We start from the raw sequence: 18,470 nt of genomic DNA, 5'->3' as shown, positions 1-18,470 counted from the left end.
CTTATAGTTTATAAGACTTCCTTAAGTAATAAAGCGGAATTCCAAGTGCAACAGTTAAAAGCGAGATTGTAATTCCGAAAAGCTGTTCCCCAGTTGAATCATTTAATGCATTGACAATCGTCGAAATCTCAATGAATAGAGTACCGGCAATCGCCAAAATTGGAAAAAGCGGATGCAAAGGAGCTGCGAAATGCGGTTTGCGTTTTAACTGATGACGCAAAATAAAGACAGCCACAAAAGTCAAAAGATAAAAGAGAAAACTGACAAAAACCAACCAATCGGAAAGATCCTGAGAAGAGGAAAAAGCATTCAATAAGAGCGCCGCAATCAGGATTTCAAATGCCGTCGCATAATTGGGTGTTTTTGATTTTTTGCCCAAAGTATGGAAAAAACTCGAAAATGGCAATTGCCCGTGATCGGCCATTTCAAAAACGACCCTGGGGAAACTTAGAATTTTCGAGTTCAAAGTCCCAATCACCGAAATCATAACCCCAATATCCATGAGCCGGCCACCAAGCGAACCAAAGGCTTCCTGCATAATATGAAAAGGAGCATGATCGCCAAGAGAAACAATTTCTTTTCCTGGCAAAGAGCTGAAAACACCAAAAGAAACACCCATATAAGCCAGCAGAACGATAAAAATCCCAATTGTGACTGCACGAGGCAGATTTTTTTGGGCATTTTTGATCTCGCCTCCAAGATTGGAAATAATTACCCAGCCACCATAAGCAAACAATGTAGACAAAACAGCAACACCAAAATTGCCCTTATCAACCTGTTCGGATAGAACTGAAATTGCGCTTCCAGTCGCGCCGGTCTTACCAAAAAACAGACCGAACAGAATCAAAGCAAAAATAGGAATCATCTTAATAACAGTCGTCGTAATTGCAAAAGTCCGACTAACTCGGTTTTCCAGCATATTCATCAGTGCAATCAAAATGCACGCAAGTATCGAAACAGCCACAACACTTCGCATCGAAAAATAAAAAAACGTTATTTTTGTCGGCAGCTTAAAAAAAGTGACAAACAAAGTCGAAAAAAAGTAAGAGACGGACGCAATCAAAGCCGGTCCATAAAAAGAGATCTGCATCCAACCAGCCAAGAAACCCCAGAATTTTCCAAATATCTTACTAATATATATAAATACCACCAGTCTGTGGCATTTCCGAACCGAGTTCGGCAACCGACATCGCTGAAGAAAGGGTTAAAACCCCACCAACGAACCAGGCCAAAAGCGCCATTTTAGTGGATCCGGCTTCCTGCAAAACACGTCCTTGCTTAAAAAATATACCGGAACCGATGACTGTTCCAATAACAAGAGATAAAGTACCAAAAAAGCCGAAGTTTCGTTTGAGTTGTTTTTCGTTTTCGATCATGATTTTCGATTAAGTATAAAGGCTCCAGCAACCTCAAAGCAAGTACTTTCTTAAATTATTTTTGCATTACTTATTGTAAGTAAGTACAATGAGAACTAGAGAAGGAGGAATTATATGGCAATCTCAGTATTAAATTCTGATTCGTTTGAAGAAGCAACCAAATCCGGCGTGACTGTGACTGATTTTTGGGCCACTTGGTGTACCCCTTGTAAAATCCAGGCACCTATCTTGGAAAAACTTTCTAATGAAATGTCGAGTGTTAAATTCGGCAAGATTGATGTCGATCAAAACCAGGAAACGGCAAATGGACTTGGAATTAAAGCGATCCCTACCTTGATCGTTAAAAAAGACGGTGAAGTCGTTGATCGGATCGTTGGCGTACACAACCAAAAACAGTTGACTGATATTATTGATAAATATACAAAATAAAGTTTGTGAAACTATATACTTTATTGAAGAAAAGCCTGTTTAAAGCAGGCTTTTTGTTGTCAATGAAAATTAACAAGTGTTAAAATACAAAAAAAGACAGAGGTGAATTTATTTATGACAGAAAAGAAATGTTTTGGGGCCGATCTGGTTCTTGAGTCCCTATTAAATCATGACGTTAAATATGTTTTCGGCATTCCCGGAGCCAAAATAGACCGGCTTTTTGAAGTAATTGAAAATAATTCCAATGCTCCAAAACTCGTGATCACAAAACACGAACAAAACGCAGCTTTCATGGCTCAAGCGGTCGGACGTCTGACCGGAAAACCCGGTGTAGTGCTCGTAACATCCGGACCGGGAGCATCGAATCTGGCAACCGGAATTTTGACGGCACAGACTGAAAATGATCCGGTTGTCGCAATCGCCGGCCAAGTTCAAAGACAGGATCTTTATCGCCGAACACACCAATCGACTCCTTCAGTACTTTTGTTCAATGGAATTACAAAATTCACGACCGAGGTACAAGATGCAGAAAACTTATCCGAAGTAATTGCAAATGCCTTCGATATTGCCAGCGCGGCCCCTCAGGGAGCCTCTTTCATCAGTCTCCCACAAGACGTTGACGACAGTCCGGTATCGAGTCAAGCCTTGGAAAAAGTAGAAAATATTTCTGCTGGTCCGGCCAGTCCGGAACAAATCGAGTTCCTGGCAGGTAAAATACGTCAGGCAAAATTGCCGGTTATTTTGGTTGGCCAACGCGGTTCCGACGAAAAAACCGTCAAAGCTCTCCATGATTTTTTGCACGCAACTAAATTGCCGGTTGTCGAAACATTTCAAGGTGCCGGTGTTATCGATCGGTCTTTGGTAGAACAATCGTTTTTTGGGCGTGTTGGTTTATTTGCCAACCAAACCGGCGATCAACTCTTAAAAGCTTCCGACTTGGTAATTGCACTCGGTTATGATGCCGTTGAATATGAACCGCGTGTTTGGAACAAGAATAATAAACTGCCGATTGCAACGATCGATTCGATCCATGCCCAGATCGATGCACATTATAATCCGAAAATTCAATTAGTCGGCGACATGCCGGTAACAATTAATCTATTGGCCAAACAGCTCAATAATTATTCGCTGTCAAAAGAAAGCAATTCTTTGCTTAATAAATACCGTGAACAGCTTAAAAGCGAGCCTGGCGGCCCAAAATTTGTCGCAAAAGTCGGTCTGTCCCATCCTTTGGATGTTGTTCACGCCATTCAAAAACAAGTCGACGATAATATGACTGTTACTTTGGATGTTGGCTCGGTATATATATGGATGAGCCGTTTCTTCCGTTCATATCGTCCGCGTCATTTTTTAATTTCCGACGGCATGCAAACCCTGGGCGTTGCTTTGCCTTGGGCAATTGCGGCAGGTTTGGTTCGTCCAAATGAAAAAATTGTCAGTGTATCCGGGGATGGCGGCTTTATGTTTTCCAGCGCGGAATTGGAAACAGCTGTTCGACTGAAATCAAATCTGGTTCATATTATTTTTAACGATCATGGACATTACGATATGGTTAAATTCCAAGAGGAAATGAAGTACGGCAAATCAGCCGGAGTCGATTTTGGTCAAGTCGATTTTGTGAAGTTTGCCGAATCCTTTGGAGCAAAAGGCTTGCGTGTAGATGATCCTACAAAAATCGACCAAGTTTTGACTGAGGCGTTTAATTGGGATCAAGGACCGGTTTTGGTCGATATTCCAGTCGATTATTCGCACGATACCGAACTTTATTCGGAATTGATCGAAGGAGGTATGGATTAAAAATGAAAGATTTAACAAAAGCTTATCAACATGGCACTTTGGCTCAAATTATGGATGGCCAATATGATGGGACAATACTGCTTAAAGATCTTCTCGAACACGGCGATTTCGGTATTGGTACAACAACCGGAATCGGGGTCGAATTAATAGTTTTGGATGGGGTGGCTTATGGAATCCCCAGCAGCGGAAAAGTCCAAAAAATGGACATCGAGCACGAAAAAGCACCCTTTGCAAATATTAACTACTTCGATCAAAAGTTGAAGAGCGAAAGCCTAATTAATCTTGATTCCGATAGTTTTCGAAAAAGGGTTGAAGAAGAATATAAACTTAAAAATGTCTTTGCCGCAATTAGAGTACACGGAGAATTTACAAATGTTTTGGCGCGATCAGCCGATAAACAAGAAAAACCATACCCGCCATTTTCAAAGGTCGCGGCAGCGCAACATGAATTCCATGTTGATTCACTGACGGCAACGATGGTTGGCTATTATTCAGCAGCGATGTATGAAGGGACAACCGCGGCCGGCTTTCACCTTCACATTCTCTCCGATGATCGTCAATTCGGAGGGCACCTATTAGATTTTAAAATCAAAAAAGCCGACCTCCAGGTTCAGATTTTTCAGGATTTCCAGTTGCATCTACCAATTGAAAATCCCGATTTTCGCCGACGCGAATTAGACTTGGAAACTTTAAAAAAAGCGATTGAAAAGACAGAATAAATAATAAAAACGGACCGTTATTTGATCCGTTTTTTTAAAACTTATTTTTGAAAAATCAAAGAATCTGACAAAATTCAATTGTTTCTTCATTTGGCCCAAGAATATTGAAGAAACGAATTCCACGATCCCAGAACGAAGGGATTGATTGAATTTCATCATTAACCAAACGTAGGCCTTGTTCTTTAGCAGCGCTAAAAGCTTTTTCGATATCCGTTGTATTCAGGGAAATGTGATTAATTGCACCGGCCTTCATAACCGCTGGATCGCCTTCCCATGTTTCAATCGTTAAATTGCCAAAGCGCATAAATGCACAACGATTCTTGCCGTTTTTGAACAATCCGGCTTCTTCAAAACCAAGCGATTTATAGAAATCGATCGTTTTATCCAAATCAGCCGAAGGAATACCCACGTGTTGAATTCCGGTAAAGAAATTTTTTAATGCCATGTTGAAATTCTCCTTTTTATTAATTAATTTGTTTTCCAACATCCAGTGCCTGGTGATGGAGATGGAGAAAGACCCGCTTATCGGCAAAACCGGTAATTCCACCTTGAAAGAGAAAGGCGAAAATCGTGCCCAAGCCCAAATTTGTAAACTGGTGATCGATAATTAAAGCAATGATTGCCAGAACCGTTGGTGGAATATAGGATACCCACATCGCCGCTGCAGCATTGCCTTTGAAATATTTAAAACGCAGAACCTGCATTAAATCATCCGCCGGATGCAAAATCAGATTAACTCTTTGATAAATCGAGATAGCAGTTGCGATCAAGGCAACACCGAAGAAGTTTAAAACGATATAAAGAATGATCATTCCTAAACTGTGGGCTTCTGGCAAGCCTTTGAATACCGGATAAACACCATTGAAAAAATCAGCGAAAACCTGAATCAATGCTGAGAAAGGAACCATAAAAATCATATTTCCGATTGCTCTTGACCAAGACCAATGACCGATCAGAATCGCGTTCAAAATTACTGTTAGAACACCAATAATAATAAAGGCCCAGAAAAGATTCCAATTAAGCGCATCTCCGAAATTTGCTGTTGCAGCGGTCCAATAAGCAGCTCCTAAATAAGAAGGATGGATTTTAGCACTTGTTACCAGTGTCAAAACATTTCCAGCTGAGTTAATAACCAGCGATAAGATGAAGTAAGCAATTGAGCTCTGCATTGAAATTGTTCGTGTTTTTTGTATTGGTTCTGTTTTTGATGTTGCTGAGATATTAGAAGACATCGATTAAGCACCTACTTTAACAACAGCTTTGCTGACATTTTTAACACTGCCATCAAGATAATCGGAAACTTTATCAAGTGATGGTTCATTACTAATCAAAGACAATACGTCCAATTTCCCGCTCGACAACAATGCCAAAGAATCTTCAAAAGCATTAGGGTTGATAAAGGAACCTTGAATTGTAAGTTGCTTTTGATAAACCTCGTAAGTATTCATTTTGAATTCCTGATTTGGTTTTCCGACACCAAACATCAAGACTTGCGCTCCTTTGACAGTTGCATTAACGGCTTGTTCTTGTGTTTCGGGAAGACCGACTGCTTCGATCACAACATCATAATCAGCCGGAATCTTGTCGCGAGTCGTATTGTAAGTATTGGTAACGCCAAATTTTTCTTTGTTCAGAGCCAGCTTTTCATCGATAATACCGGCAAAATCCACTTGATGAACTCCGTAAGCACACAGAAGTTGAACAAACAATTGACCCATAAAACCATCACCGATTACCAGAGCCTTTTGATAAGGCGTTAACTTTAACAACTTAACACCGTGAACAGCACATGAAATCGGTTCGGTTGTGGCGGCGGCTTTTAAAGAAACGTTGTCAGGAACCTTGTAAACCTGTGTCGAAGGTGCTGTGAAGTATTGTTCCAAACCTCCGTTACGGGTAACACCGACGGCCGACAAATTATCACAAAGTTCTGGACGGCCAGTCCGGCAATAGAAACAGTGGCCACAGTATATGTTCGGATCAACCGTTACCCGGTCGCCGACCTTGACGCTTGTAACTTTCTCACCAACTTCGGAAACAACCCCGGAATTCTCGTGTCCCAAAACAATTGGTGGAACCGCAGCGGCCGAACCCGGCAAACCATTGTAAAGAGCATGGTCGGTTCCACAAATTCCGGCGTATTTGGTCTCGATCAAAACCTCATTTGCCTTCACTTGAGGCTTGTCGACTTGTTCAATTTTCATATTCTTAACGGCAGTTAATACTAATGCATCCATCGTTGCCATAATAAAATCTCCTTTTTTCAACGATTGTCAATTTAAGAATCAACAAAGGAATCATTATTCAAAATGGGAAATAATCTTTAATTCAAACCCTTTTATGTGAAATAATTGACTTATTGTATTATATCACTATTAAAATAATTTTTTCACTAACTTTATTTACGATATTCCAAAAGTGCCAAAGCAAAATCGCCTAAAGTCGCTGATCCGTTCTCCTTGATTGCCGGCATCACAATATAATCTTCCAGTTTTCCAACATCGACGTAATCATTTAACAGCTCTTTAAACTGGACACGAACCTTTTTCAAAAATTCCTCGCTAACGACGCCGCCGCCAAAAACAATCTTTGCCGGGCGAAGTGTCAAAGTAACTTGAATCGCTGCTTGAGCAACATAATAAGCCACTATGTCCCAAACATGGTCAGTCAGTGGAACGTTTTGACCTTTTTTACCGGTTCGCGCTTCAAAAGTCGGACCGGAAACGAGTCCCTCAAGGCAATCGCCGTGAAAAGGACAAATTCCTGGAAAGTCCAAATCATCCGGATGACGCTTTAAACGTACATGCCCCATTTCCGGATGGCCAAGATCACCGATAAATTTGCCATTCACAATCGCGCCGGCACCAACACCAGTTCCGATCGTGTAATAAACCAAAGAATTAATATGCTCGTTGAATAAAGTCGAAATAACATATTCTCCATAAGCCGAACCATTAACATCAGTGGTCCAATGAATTGGTACATCAAAATCTTTTTTTAAACGACCTACGAAATCAACATCGGCCCAACCGGGTTTTGGCGTATTTGTTATGTAACCATATTTTGGCGAATTGCGACGCAATTCAATCGGTCCAAACGAAGAAACGCCAATCGCTTTTACATCGTCAAATTTCTTAAAATATTCGACACATTTTGTCAATGTTTCTTCTGGTGTAGTCGTTGGAAAACGAACAATATTTTTTGTCCGGTAATCCTCATTGCCGACGGCACAAACAAATTTGGTACCGCCAGCTTCAATGCTTCCTAGTAACACTCGCATCTCCCTCTGGTACAAAAATAAGAATTGATATAAAAAACAATCAATTATTTCACTCTGAAGGATAAATAAATCCAATTCAGAATCAGTTCGATCAAGTTTTTTCCGATCCAACCAGATTTATAAATCCTTCATTAACTTGATGTTGTCGTTTTCAAAAAAGCAATCAAGTGAAGTTTTCCACAAAATTCAATTAGTTTGTGGAGAGCTTTTTGACTGTTTTTAGGGATTGATTTAAATTATTTTTAAAAGTTTAATAAAGAATTTCATTCTCGATATGTTTGCCTTGAGAAAGGGCAATCGCATCGTTTAAAGCTATTTCAACCATATTTTTAACGGCCAGGTTCGTATAAAAAGCCACGTGTGGCGACAGTAAAACGTTGTCCCTCGACATTAATTCCTGAACATCAGCCGGAAGTTTGTCAGGATTTTGGATTTTGCCCATAAACTCGGTTTCATTGGGCAAAACATCCAGAGCTGCTCCAGCTAATTTTCCGCTACGCAAATTTTCCAATAAAGCCGAAGTTTGAATAATCCCTCCGCGGGCAAAGTTTAAAATGTATGCATTCTTTTTAACTTTTTGAAAAAAATCTTTGTCGGCCATACCATTGGTCTGCTTGTTTAAAGGCGTATGGAAAGTGATAACATCAGCCCTTTTCAAAGCATCGTCAAGATTTGTATAATCCAAAAAAGCTTCATTTTGAGCATGGTAAACCGGATCAACTGCCAAAACCTTCGCGCCAAGTACATGAAGCATCTCAGCCAGAGCCGAACCAATACGTCCAGCGCCGATAACAGCGACCGTTAGATCATGGATTTCTTTCCCCTGAGGGGCTGCAGACCATAACCAATTACCCGATTCTGTGGCCTGATAATATCTCTTGTTGTTACGGATCAGGTTTAAAAGTTGTGTCAATGTGTATTCGGCAATCGCTCTTGGCGAATAAGCTGCGACATTTGACGCACGCAGTCCGGCTTTATGAATCGCATCGATATTTAAAATATCGTAACCAACCTGACGGATACTGATTTGCCTGATACCTAATTCAGCCAGACGAGAATACACCATGTCAGGAATGTTGACCGTCTGTTGGGTAACAACCGCATCGAAACCGGCTGCCAAATCGACATTTTTTTCGGATAAATAATCGGTTTCCTGAACGATTTCATGGCCAGTACGATTGGCAAACTCTTCAATATAAGGTACTTCATCTTCGAAAACAGCATACATTAGGATTTTCATATTGTTGCAATCTTAACAAAAAAATCCTCAATAACAAACTAAAAGATATCGGATTATGAAAAGGAAAACAAAATCTTTTTCTTGACTTTTAATTTTAATAAAGTTATTATGACATGTTGTCATATGACAACATGTCATAATAAAAACAATCTGTATGCCGAAAGAAACTTTTTACAATTTAAGTGAAGAAAAACGTCAAAGGATTATTAATTCCGCTGAAAAAGAGTTCTTCCGCGTGCCCTTATCAAAGGCAAGTATTGCCAATATAGTTACTGGAGCCCAAATCCCTCGGGGAAGTTTTTATCAATATTTTGATGATTTGAATGATTTGTATCATTATTTTTTTGAAAAAAAATTTCAGGGCTTTCATGAAAATTTCAAAAAAGAACTCGAAAATCACCAAGGCGATTTGATTGAGGCATGGCGGCAAGTCGCAAAAAAAGTCTTGAGAAGAATTGTGAATGGCGAGAATTCGATTTTTTTCGAAAATGCTATTTTCGGTTTGAATATTCAACGAGATCAAAATATTATTGATAGTTTTGCGAATTTTCATCATCCGGAAAACAAAGCACCGGAATATTTCGATGAGATAGATTTCTCTTTTTTGAAAATAAAATCAAAAAAGGATCTGATAACTTTGCGGCACATAATGTCGGGAATCATCATTCAAGCAGCAACGGCCTACTTTTCAAAATGCGATTCCGGTCAAAAAGTGGATTTAGAAGAGATCCTGGAAGGAATAGACAAACAAATAGACTGGTTAAAATACGGAGTATATAAGGAGAAAGAGCATGATTAAATTAGCCAAAGGAAGAATGAGCATATGGGCAGTTGCAGCATCAGTCGTTTTTATGATCATTCAGGTTTATACGATGCTGCTTTTGCCTGATTTGACTTCTAATTTAATCAATAACGGCGTTATCAAAGGCAATATAAACTACATATATCATACAGGTGTCTGGATGGCCTTATATTCGTTCATCTCGGTTTTAGCCGGTGTGGCTAATGTTTATGCTTCAGCGATTGCCTCACAAAAACTTGGGATGCTCTTAAGACGCGATATCTATAACAAAGTAATGAGCTTTTCCAACAAAGAATTCGACCAAATCGGCACTTCGTCTCTAATTACAAGAACAACCAACGACGTCGTCCAAATTCAAAATGTCGCCATGATGTTTTTAAGGATGATGCTTATGTCTCCGATCATGCTGGTGGCGGCCAGTATTATGGCCTATAGCAAGTCGCCTCAATTAACAAAAATTTTTCTCGTATCGATTCCGGTTTTGGTGATTGTAATCGGTATTGCGATGTACTTTGCGATACCACTTTTCAAAGCAATGCAGAAAAAACCGACCGAATCAATCTGGTTTTTCGTGAGGGACTGACTGGTGTCCGGGTTATTCGTGCTTTTGGGCGAGACAAGTTCGAACAGTCTCGTTTTAAAGATGCTAACGATGACTATACAGACAATGCCATAAAAGTCTTTACAATTATGTCGGCAATTTTTCCTTTGGTAACCTTGATAATGTCTGGAACAAATGTCGGTATCACTTGGTTCGGAGCAAAATTAATCTCCTATCAGGCAATGCAAACCGGTGACCTGGTTGCCTTTATGACCTATGCAATGCAGGTTATGATCAGTTTTATGCTTCTGTCAATGATCTTCGTAATGGTTCCTCGTGCCCAGGCCTCGGCGGATCGAATCAATGAATTATTTAATTCCAAATCAACAATTATAGATCCCAAAGAATCAGTAAAAGCCCTTGAGAAACCGGAACTGTCTTTCAAAGACGTTGAATTCTTTTATGATGGTGCTGAAGAAGCAGCACTCAAAAACGTAAACTTCTCTGCCAAAATTGGTGACACAGTCGCAATTATTGGTGGAACCGGCTCTGGAAAAACGACTTTGATTAATTTAATTCCGCGTTTTTACGATATTGACAAAGGATTAATTACAGTTAACGGTCAAAATATCAAAAACTACCGTCAACATGATCTTCGCGATTTAATAGCTCTTACGCCACAAAAAGCAACCCTCTTCACCGGAACTGTTCGCGATAATCTTAAATATGGAAATCCGAATGCCAGCGACGAAGAACTCTGGCATGCCTTGGATGTTGCCCAAGCCAGTGATTTCATTAAAGAACTGGACGGCGGTCTGGACGGCCACGTTGAACAAGGGGGCTACAATTTCTCTGGAGGCCAAAAGCAGCGCTTGGCAATTGCCCGTTCTCTAGCCAAAAAAGCTTCAATTTACATCTTTGACGATAGCTTCTCGGCCTTGGACTTTAAAACCGATGCCAATTTGCGGGCTGCTTTGAAAAAAGACCCAGAAATTAAAAAATCAATCGTTGTTATCGTTGCCCAAAGAATTTCAACGGTTGTCGATGCCGATACTATTCTAGTTCTTGAAGACGGAAAAATGACCGGTGTCGGCACGCATCAGGAATTAAAGAAAAAAACAAAGCATATCACGCAGATTCGGAAAGGAGATCAATAATGGCCGAAAACAACAAAACGACTCAAAAACATCCTGGCGGCCCGCGCGGTTTCGGACCGCATGGTGGCCCGGGTCTGGTAGAAAAACCAAAACATTTTTGGCCAACCACAAAACGTTTATTCGGTTATATGAAAAAGCGTTGGCTGGCTGTCAGTTTTGTGGTCGTTTTTGCAATCGGATCAGCAATTTTCCAAGCACAAACTCCAAAAATTCTTGGAAAAGCAACGACTCAAATTTATGAAGGGGTTCTCTCGGGAGCTGCCGAAATAAAAGCCGGGATGCACATTTCCACTTTGCCGATGAATTGGGACAAAATTATCAGTATCGTGATTGAAGTTATTGTCTTATATATACTGGCGGCAATTCTTTCTTTTGCACAACAATTTATCATGACGCGTGTTTCCCAGCATACCGTTTTCGATCTTCGACGCGACTTGAAAAACAAAATGCGGAATCTTCCGATCAGCTACTATGACACACACTCCAATGGCGATATTATGTCCAGAGCAACCAATGATATGGATAATATTTCGTCGACTCTGCAACAAAATTTGACCCAGCTGATTACCTCGATTGCAACCTTTTTCTCGATTCTTTGGATGATGATCTCAATTTCGATCCCATTAACTTTATGGGTTTTGATTATCGTACCTGTTTCAGTTGTTATCATCGGAATCGTCGCACCCCGTTCACAAAAATATTTTTCCGATCAGCAACGCCACTTGGGATTATTGAACAATCAGATCGAAGAAACTTATGCCGGATATACAATCGTCAGAGCCTATAATCACGAAGACAAAGAACGACAAAGCTTTGCAGCAGAAAACGATCAAATTTATAAAGCCAGCTGGAAAGCCCAATTTATTTCCGGCATGATTATGCCTCTAATGACCTTTATCAATAATTTGGGTTACATCGGCATTGCAATTCTCGGTGGGATTAAAGTCGCTAATGGCAAAATTCCAATCGGTGATATTCAGGCCTTTCTTCAATATACCGATCAATTCAGTCAACCGATTTCTCAAATTACCAATCTTACAAACCAAATTCAATCAACAATTGCTTCTGCAGAGCGTATTTTTCAAGTTCTTGATGAACCGGAAATGAAAAATAATAAGCAAAATCTTCCGGTCAAAAAAGAAAAAGAAATAATTAATTTCGATCACGTTCAATTCGGATACAATCCCAATGACGAATTATTGATGACCGATTATAATTTGCCGGTTAAAAAAGGCGAAATCGTTGCGATTGTGGGACCGACCGGGGCTGGAAAAACGACTATGATCAACCTTCTCGAACGCTTTTACGATATAAAAGCCGGTTCGATCCGTTTCAACGGCCAGGATACACGTGATATGAGCCGCGAAAAATTACGTTCCCACTTCGCAATGGTACTTCAAGACACCTGGCTTTTCACTGGAACAATCTATGACAATATCGCTTACGGAAAAGAAAATCCATCAAAAGATGAGGTTATTAAAGCGTCAAAAGCCGCCCACGTCGACACTTTTGTAAAGCAACTGCCAAAAGGATATAAAACAATTCTTAATGAAGAAGCGTCAAATATCTCTCAAGGGCAGCGGTAATTGATTACAATTGCGCGAGCTTTTCTTGCCAATCCGGAAATTCTGATTCTCGATGAAGCGACTTCTTCTGTTGACAGTCGAACAGAAGTCCAAATTCAACATGCAATGGAAACTCTGCTAAAAGGAAGAACGAGTTTTGTCGTCGCACATCGTCTTTCAACAATCCGCGATGCTCAGCATATTGTCGTTATGAACCACGGATCAATTGTTGAAACCGGAAATCATGACTCGTTAATGAAGAAAAACGGTTTTTATGCCGATCTGTATAATAGCCAATTTTCCGGAAAGGTGGTTATCTGATGAAGAAGTCAACGAAAATAATTTCAGAGATAATCCTTCTCCTTTTAATAGTTTCCGGTGTCAGATATTATATCTTTCGCCCAGCGAAAGTCGAACCGGATAAAACAGTTTACAAAGCAAGTGGTTTGTCCACGAATATCAAGGGAACCGCAACTAAAAATAAATTTATCAGCTATTCAATTAATGACGGAAAAAAGCATTCTGTTCGAATCAGATCGAATTCTTTTGCAATAAATATTCCAAGTTCGAATAAAGAACAGAAAGTAACGATTTATAATGGCAACGTATCTGCCAAAATAGTTGTTAAAGCAAGTAAACAATTGGCTGACTACCAAAAATTCGCCAAAAAATATAATCAATCTTTAATTGCCAGTTCCCTACCGAAAAGCATTATTAAAAAAGCAAACGAATTAAAAAAAGCGCAAGCGGCAAAACAAACAACGGCCGCCGAAATCGCTCGAATGAGTCGGACCGAACAACTTCAATTGGAAGAAAAAAACAAAGAATTAAAGCAGGACGCCAAAGAAGTTCAAGCGGCAACAGCGAAGTTGAAATCAGAAAACAAGGATAACCTTCTACCGAAAAAGCTTAAAAATGCGATTAAAAATGCTGTTAGCAATAAAAATTATATTATAAGAGTCAACGTCGCTAATGGTCGATTAATCGGAATATCCTTAATCGTCCCGGCTAAATTGCTTTCAAGCGGAAGCAATAAAAAATCAGCTCAAACTTTCGCAACAACTTTCGCCTTGCTGGCTAATTCACTTGGCGCCAATTCAAAAAACGTTTTAGAAAAGTTCACAAAGTTTGCCAAAGAAGCAAAAACATCGCAGACAACCTCTTTGAAGACAATCAGCTCAAAAGGAATTAAATTTGATACCGGCTTTTCAACCAAGAAAATCTATATCTTCATTACTAGATGAGAATTCTAATTTTTAAAATTGGGACTTTTTTCACTTGAAAGGGGTTACCAATTATTCTATAGTTAAAAGGTTGTTTTAAACGTTTTACAAAATAAAAAAATAAGAAAGGTATTTTATGGGAATTTTAATTGCCTTGATTCCTGCCATAACTTGGGGATCAACTGGCTTAGTTAACACAAAAATGGGTGGATCAGCTGCCCAACAAACACTCGGCATGACTTTCGGCGCATTAATTTTCGGTTTGGCAGTAATGCTGTTTTATGTGATTCCAAATCATATTTCGCTTGATTACCGCATATGGATAGTCGGCCTATTTTCCGGAATTTTTTGGGCAGTTGGTACAGCTGGACAATTCGTCGCCTATAAAGATATGGGCGTTTCTTCGGCTTTTCCGCTTTCAACTGCCGGACAAATTGTTTCAAACGCAATAATGGCAGCAGCCGTTCTTGGCGAATGGACAACAATTCAGATGTGGATTTTCGGTGCAATTGCCATTACATTGGTTACAACTGGCGCGCTTTTGACTTCCGCTCGTTCAAAAGCTTCCAAGTCTACCAGTACCCAAAGACCGGCTGCCTATTCACACGGGTTGATTGCTCTTCTGCTTTCAACAATCGGCTACATGCTTTACTTTGTTTTTCCAAACTTGATGTTCAAAGTCGGCTTTATCAGCAAGGCCGTCCATGAAGCTAATAATGGCGCCAGCTACATGACGGCAATCATTGGTCCTCAAGCAATCGGCCAGGTTATAGGTGCTTTTATTATCGTAATTTTTGTTTTCCACGAATCCGAAAAAATGTTTCAAAAAGCAACTTGGAGAAATATCTTAACCGGTTTAAACTGGGGAGTCGGAAATTTATTTATGTTTATTTCAACGGCCAACCCGGCAATCGGGCAAGCAACGGCCACAACCCTTTCACAGATGGGTGTGATTGTCGGAACCTTCGGTGGAATTTATCTTTTACACGAAAAAAAGACTCGCGATCAAATGGTTAAAATAGTTATCGGCTCTGTTCTTGTCGTGATTGGCGGAGTTTTGATCTCAAATTTAAGCAAACTTTAAAAGTTTTGCAAATAAAAAAGCATTCAGATAGAGAATGCTTTTTTATTTATCCAAGTTTCAATTTTTCAAAAGTTTCTTCTGGTGAAAAACAAATTACTTAAACATCTTCTTTGTGGCCCTTGCAATCACTTTTGGATCTTTTTCATAATGATGAAGTTTGGTTAATTTACTAGAAGGAATACCGAGGAATTTGTAAACGGCCACCTGCGCCGCTCGAATCGAATATTGTTCGGTAAAGACCATATCGAAGGGCATTTCAGCAAATTGACTAATAAAGGCTAAATTTTTAGAATTCTTTGGTACAACCGCAGGACGGTCCCCAACTGCGCGCCGGTTAAAAAGAGCACTGGCATAAGGCATATAAACCGGAACCACGTTAACAACCGAATCCCAAATCTGGTCAAGATGATCACCGATTTTATCAGCTGCCCCATCGACTTCATTTAAATGACCAATCAATTCACTAAGAATTTCCCGACCGGTCATTTCAATAAATGTTTTGTCAACATAGTCCCCTTTCTTTCTAGGAAACATTGCATAGCCCCAAAAAACGGTCTCATTTTCTTTTTGAGCTTTAAAGTGTGGCTGATGATGAACAACGATCGAAAGCAAATTATTCGAATCGACCCAAGTATTTAAGGCATTGCCGGGTTCCTGCTGAGTAATTCGGGTAATTTGATTCAACAAGAAATGATTATTGGTTGTCACCGTGAAGCTCATCCATTCGGATTGCGAACGGTCGTTGAAAAACTTATCCGGATGGCCAAGGGAATAAAAATGCTCGGTTGCTTGTTTCCACAAAGCTGCTGATGGAGCATATTCTTTGTTTTCGACAATTGCTGTGTCGATATCACCGATACTTGCCGAATCAGTAATCGCACCGTTTGTATCAAAAATAAAATCATCTTTTTCAACGTTGATTTTTGATTTCTTTCCAGAATCAACATTTTCCAACTCCAAGCCGGTCACGATAATGTCATCGCGAAAAGGCGTATCGGCAAAATCAAAAGCAGTAACTTTAGTATCATTTACAAATTCAACCCCGCTATTTTCCAAATACTTCCGCATTGGCAAAATAATCGATTCATATTGATTGTAAGGAGTTCGCGTAACGCCTTCCAGAGTATTAATTCGGGAAAACTCTAAAATCATTCGGTTCATATAACGGCGAAGTTCCATCGCCGAAGATTCTTTTTTAAAAGCAAAAGTCGTTTCCCACATATACCAGAAATTAGTTGTAAAGATGTGCGGACTTGTCTTAAACCACTCCTCAATCGAGATGTCGTTTAATTTTTCTTCATCCTTTTCCGGCATCAGCATTAATTTGGTCAAAAAACTTCGATCGCGCATATTAAACTGCATCTTTTTGTAATCATTTTTACCGTTAATTCTCAAACCATTGACTTTGTCCATCAAACGAGCAACATCGTGGGTTGGATGGGCGTGATCAAAATGTAAAATATCGTCGGTCACTGACTGACCAGGATTATCTAAAGACGGAACGCTTCGCAAAATGTCCCAGAGATTTTCATAAGTCGCCTCATTAAGCATGCGACCACCCTCGGCCAAAAAGCCCTTTGTATTGCTTAATTTAGGCCCCCGGTATTCCTTGGTATATTCTTCAACCAAATTACCATCATTTGCGCCGTGGGTATTTAAACCATACATTGTGATTTGTTTGCCAGACCATTTGCCATCACGAATTAAATATATTCCAGCAGACAGATTTCCAATTCCAGTTCCGATCATATAAACATGTTGTGTCATAAGATTACTCCTTTAACAATTTCGGAATGAATATTCATTCAAAACTTTATATGAACTATTTTACACCCCTAAAAAAACTTTTTCTTAAATAAGAAATAAGCCAATAAATTCATCAAAATTTCTTCTGTCCACAAATATAAATTAGCAAGATATTTATCTTGCACCATTTGCTCCTAATAAATAAACGCTAGATCTGTTTTGTGTCTCTCTTTCTTTTTTTAAAAATGTTTGACAAAGCAATCGGCCCTTGTTATATTGTGTTACGTAGATTTCAAACGAATTGATCTGGAAAGTACTTTTCCAGTAATGTCTAGAGAGTCGGTACTAGCTGTAAGCCGATCTTTACTAAGAAAAGGAAAATGGCCGGTGATTGGTTGATACGAACGGTTTACCGAAAGTATCAAACGGAATGGTCCTCGTTATCGGACACGCCATTGCTGTTAGCCCATCTGCTAACAAAGATGGTTAGTAAGGTTTATTTGTGCAAGCAAAGAAACAAATCAGGATGGTAACGCGACAAGTCGCTTCTGTATTAATTTACAGGAGCGATTTTTTTGTCGGGAAATTCCGCGAGAAATCACTAAATTTTGGGATCGGAGATTTATTTATTATGAAAAGAGCAATTAAAAAGGCAGCCTATTTTTCACTTTCAAGTCTGGCCGTGAGTACCTTAGCACTTGTTTTGCCGGCAATTAATTCAAATACAGTTGCATCTGCCAAGGCCAAAGCAATCACAGTTAAAGTCGGTGTAATGACAATGGATGACGAGGCCAAGGCTGAATGGAAAGTCATCAGCAAATATGCTAAAAAGCATGGAAATGTCACAATTAAATATGTTCAATTTACCGATTATTCCCAGCCCAACAAGGCTTTAGAAGACGGCAATATCGACTTGAACGCTTTTCAGCATTATGATTTTTTGGATAATTGGAACAAAGAAAATCACGGTGATATCAAGGCAATCGCTAAAACAGTCATCGCACCGATTCGTCTTTATACCAAAAAAGGATATAAGAGTGTCAAGGATCTTCCAAAAGGGGCACAAATTGCCATTCCTAATGATGCAACCAACGAGGGTCGCTCCTTGGTTGCCTTGCAGACAGCTGGTTTAATTAAATTAAAGAAGGGTGTCACTTTGGCTACTCCAAGTGATATCACAAGTAATCCAAAAAAGATCAAAATAACTCTGGTCGACGCTTCGCAGACCGCCCGTTCTTTAAGTTCAGTCGATGCTGCTTTTGTAAACAACACCTTCGTTTCATCAGCCGGATTAAAATTCAAATCAGCCATATACGTTGAACCGGTCAACAAAGCATCAAAGAAGTGGATCAACGTGATCGCTGCCAAACCAAATTACAAGAAAAACAAAGCCAAATACGCTGCCTATAAAGAAATCATTAAAGGCTATCACCAAAAGAAAGTTAAGCAGTTAATCAAAAAATATTCTGACGGTACTGAACTGGCAGCTTGGGATATCAAAATAAAGTAAG

General features: G+C 39.6%; 13 protein-coding genes, 3 pseudogenes and 1 other annotated feature. Of the genes and pseudogenes, 9 read left to right on the top strand and 7 right to left on the bottom strand.

Features of this window, described 5'->3' with window-relative positions; genetic code table 11:
* Position 1 precedes the first annotated feature (1 nt).
* Positions 2–1,376 (bottom strand): annotated as a pseudogene (locus tag A3G9_RS01000000109305) (APC family permease).
* A gap of 114 nt (positions 1,377–1,490) precedes the next feature.
* On the opposite strand from A3G9_RS01000000109305, the gene trxA reads away from it, so the two are divergent.
* The 3 genes from trxA to budA all read left to right on the top strand — a co-directional run bounded on the left by trxA (position 1,491) and on the right by budA (position 4,321).
* Positions 1,491–1,805: a thioredoxin gene (trxA, locus tag A3G9_RS0100215; RefSeq protein ID WP_002819541.1), complete on the top strand. Its 315-nt coding sequence runs from the start codon at positions 1,491–1,493 to the stop codon at positions 1,803–1,805.
* Between the two features lie 114 nt (positions 1,806–1,919).
* Entirely contained in the window at positions 1,920–3,602 is a 1,683-nt protein-coding gene (gene alsS, locus A3G9_RS0100210; RefSeq protein ID WP_002821620.1) for an acetolactate synthase AlsS, read from the top strand.
* A 2-nt stretch (positions 3,603–3,604) separates the two neighbouring features.
* Positions 3,605–4,321 carry an acetolactate decarboxylase gene (budA, locus tag A3G9_RS0100205; protein ID WP_002821619.1) on the top strand — a complete coding sequence of 239 codons (717 nt, stop codon included), beginning with the start codon at positions 3,605–3,607 and terminating at the stop codon, positions 4,319–4,321.
* 55 nt (positions 4,322–4,376) lie between these two features.
* Here budA and A3G9_RS0100200 read toward each other — a convergent pair whose 3' ends face one another.
* The 5 genes from A3G9_RS0100200 to A3G9_RS0100180 form a co-directional block, all read right to left on the bottom strand.
* Complete coding sequence (locus A3G9_RS0100200; protein ID WP_002821618.1) at positions 4,377–4,766, bottom strand: VOC family protein; 390 nt, start codon at positions 4,764–4,766, stop codon at positions 4,377–4,379.
* A 19-nt stretch (positions 4,767–4,785) separates the two neighbouring features.
* A complete protein-coding gene (locus A3G9_RS0100195; RefSeq protein WP_002821615.1) occupies positions 4,786–5,553 on the bottom strand; it encodes a DUF6198 family protein in 768 nt (255 codons plus the stop codon).
* 3 nt (positions 5,554–5,556) lie between these two features.
* Positions 5,557–6,567 (bottom strand): zinc-dependent alcohol dehydrogenase family protein, encoded by a 1,011-nt coding sequence (locus tag A3G9_RS0100190; RefSeq protein ID WP_002821613.1) that lies wholly within the window; start codon positions 6,565–6,567, stop codon positions 5,557–5,559.
* 152 nt (positions 6,568–6,719) lie between these two features.
* On the bottom strand, positions 6,720–7,595 hold the full coding sequence (gene scrK / locus A3G9_RS0100185) for a fructokinase ScrK (RefSeq protein WP_002819554.1): 876 nt from the start codon (positions 7,593–7,595) through the stop codon (positions 6,720–6,722).
* Positions 7,596–7,851: 256 nt separating this feature from the next.
* A complete protein-coding gene (locus A3G9_RS0100180; protein ID WP_002821611.1) occupies positions 7,852–8,829 on the bottom strand; it encodes a D-2-hydroxyacid dehydrogenase in 978 nt (325 codons plus the stop codon).
* A gap of 166 nt (positions 8,830–8,995) precedes the next feature.
* Between A3G9_RS0100180 and A3G9_RS0100175 the strand changes: the two genes are divergently transcribed.
* The 5 genes and pseudogenes from A3G9_RS0100175 (at position 8,996) to A3G9_RS0100155 (ending at position 15,213) form a co-directional block, all read left to right on the top strand.
* Positions 8,996–9,640 (top strand): TetR/AcrR family transcriptional regulator, encoded by a 645-nt coding sequence (locus A3G9_RS0100175; protein ID WP_002821610.1) that lies wholly within the window; start codon positions 8,996–8,998, stop codon positions 9,638–9,640.
* A pseudogene (locus tag A3G9_RS01000000109300) lies at positions 9,633–11,341 on the top strand (ABC transporter ATP-binding protein). Before A3G9_RS0100175 ends, A3G9_RS01000000109300 begins: the two are co-directional and overlap by 8 nt.
* Positions 11,341–13,227 (top strand): annotated as a pseudogene (locus A3G9_RS01000000109295) (ABC transporter ATP-binding protein). Before A3G9_RS01000000109300 ends, A3G9_RS01000000109295 begins: the two co-directional pseudogenes overlap by 1 nt.
* Positions 13,227–14,150: a hypothetical protein gene (locus A3G9_RS0100160; protein ID WP_002821609.1), complete on the top strand. Its 924-nt coding sequence runs from the start codon at positions 13,227–13,229 to the stop codon at positions 14,148–14,150. Before A3G9_RS01000000109295 ends, A3G9_RS0100160 begins: the two are co-directional and overlap by 1 nt.
* 115 nt (positions 14,151–14,265) lie before the next feature.
* A complete protein-coding gene (locus A3G9_RS0100155; protein ID WP_002820910.1) occupies positions 14,266–15,213 on the top strand; it encodes a GRP family sugar transporter in 948 nt (315 codons plus the stop codon).
* Positions 15,214–15,306: 93 nt separating this feature from the next.
* Here A3G9_RS0100155 and A3G9_RS0100150 read toward each other — a convergent pair whose 3' ends face one another.
* Positions 15,307–16,980: an oleate hydratase gene (locus A3G9_RS0100150; RefSeq protein ID WP_002821608.1), complete on the bottom strand. Its 1,674-nt coding sequence runs from the start codon at positions 16,978–16,980 to the stop codon at positions 15,307–15,309.
* Positions 16,981–17,251: 271 nt separating this feature from the next.
* Positions 17,252–17,512, top strand: a binding site (T-box leader).
* 78 nt (positions 17,513–17,590) lie between these two features.
* On the opposite strand from A3G9_RS0100150, the gene A3G9_RS0100135 reads away from it, so the two are divergent.
* The gene (locus A3G9_RS0100135; protein WP_002825616.1) at positions 17,591–18,469 is read left to right on the top strand and encodes a MetQ/NlpA family ABC transporter substrate-binding protein; all 879 of its coding nucleotides are present in this window, start codon (positions 17,591–17,593) and stop codon (positions 18,467–18,469) included.
* Position 18,470 lies beyond the last annotated feature (1 nt).

It is taken from the genome of Oenococcus oeni DSM 20252 = AWRIB129 (genome assembly GCF_000372485.1).
Taxonomy (GTDB): domain Bacteria; phylum Bacillota; class Bacilli; order Lactobacillales; family Lactobacillaceae; genus Oenococcus; species Oenococcus oeni.
This window is presented reverse-complemented; position numbering and strand designations above follow the sequence as displayed.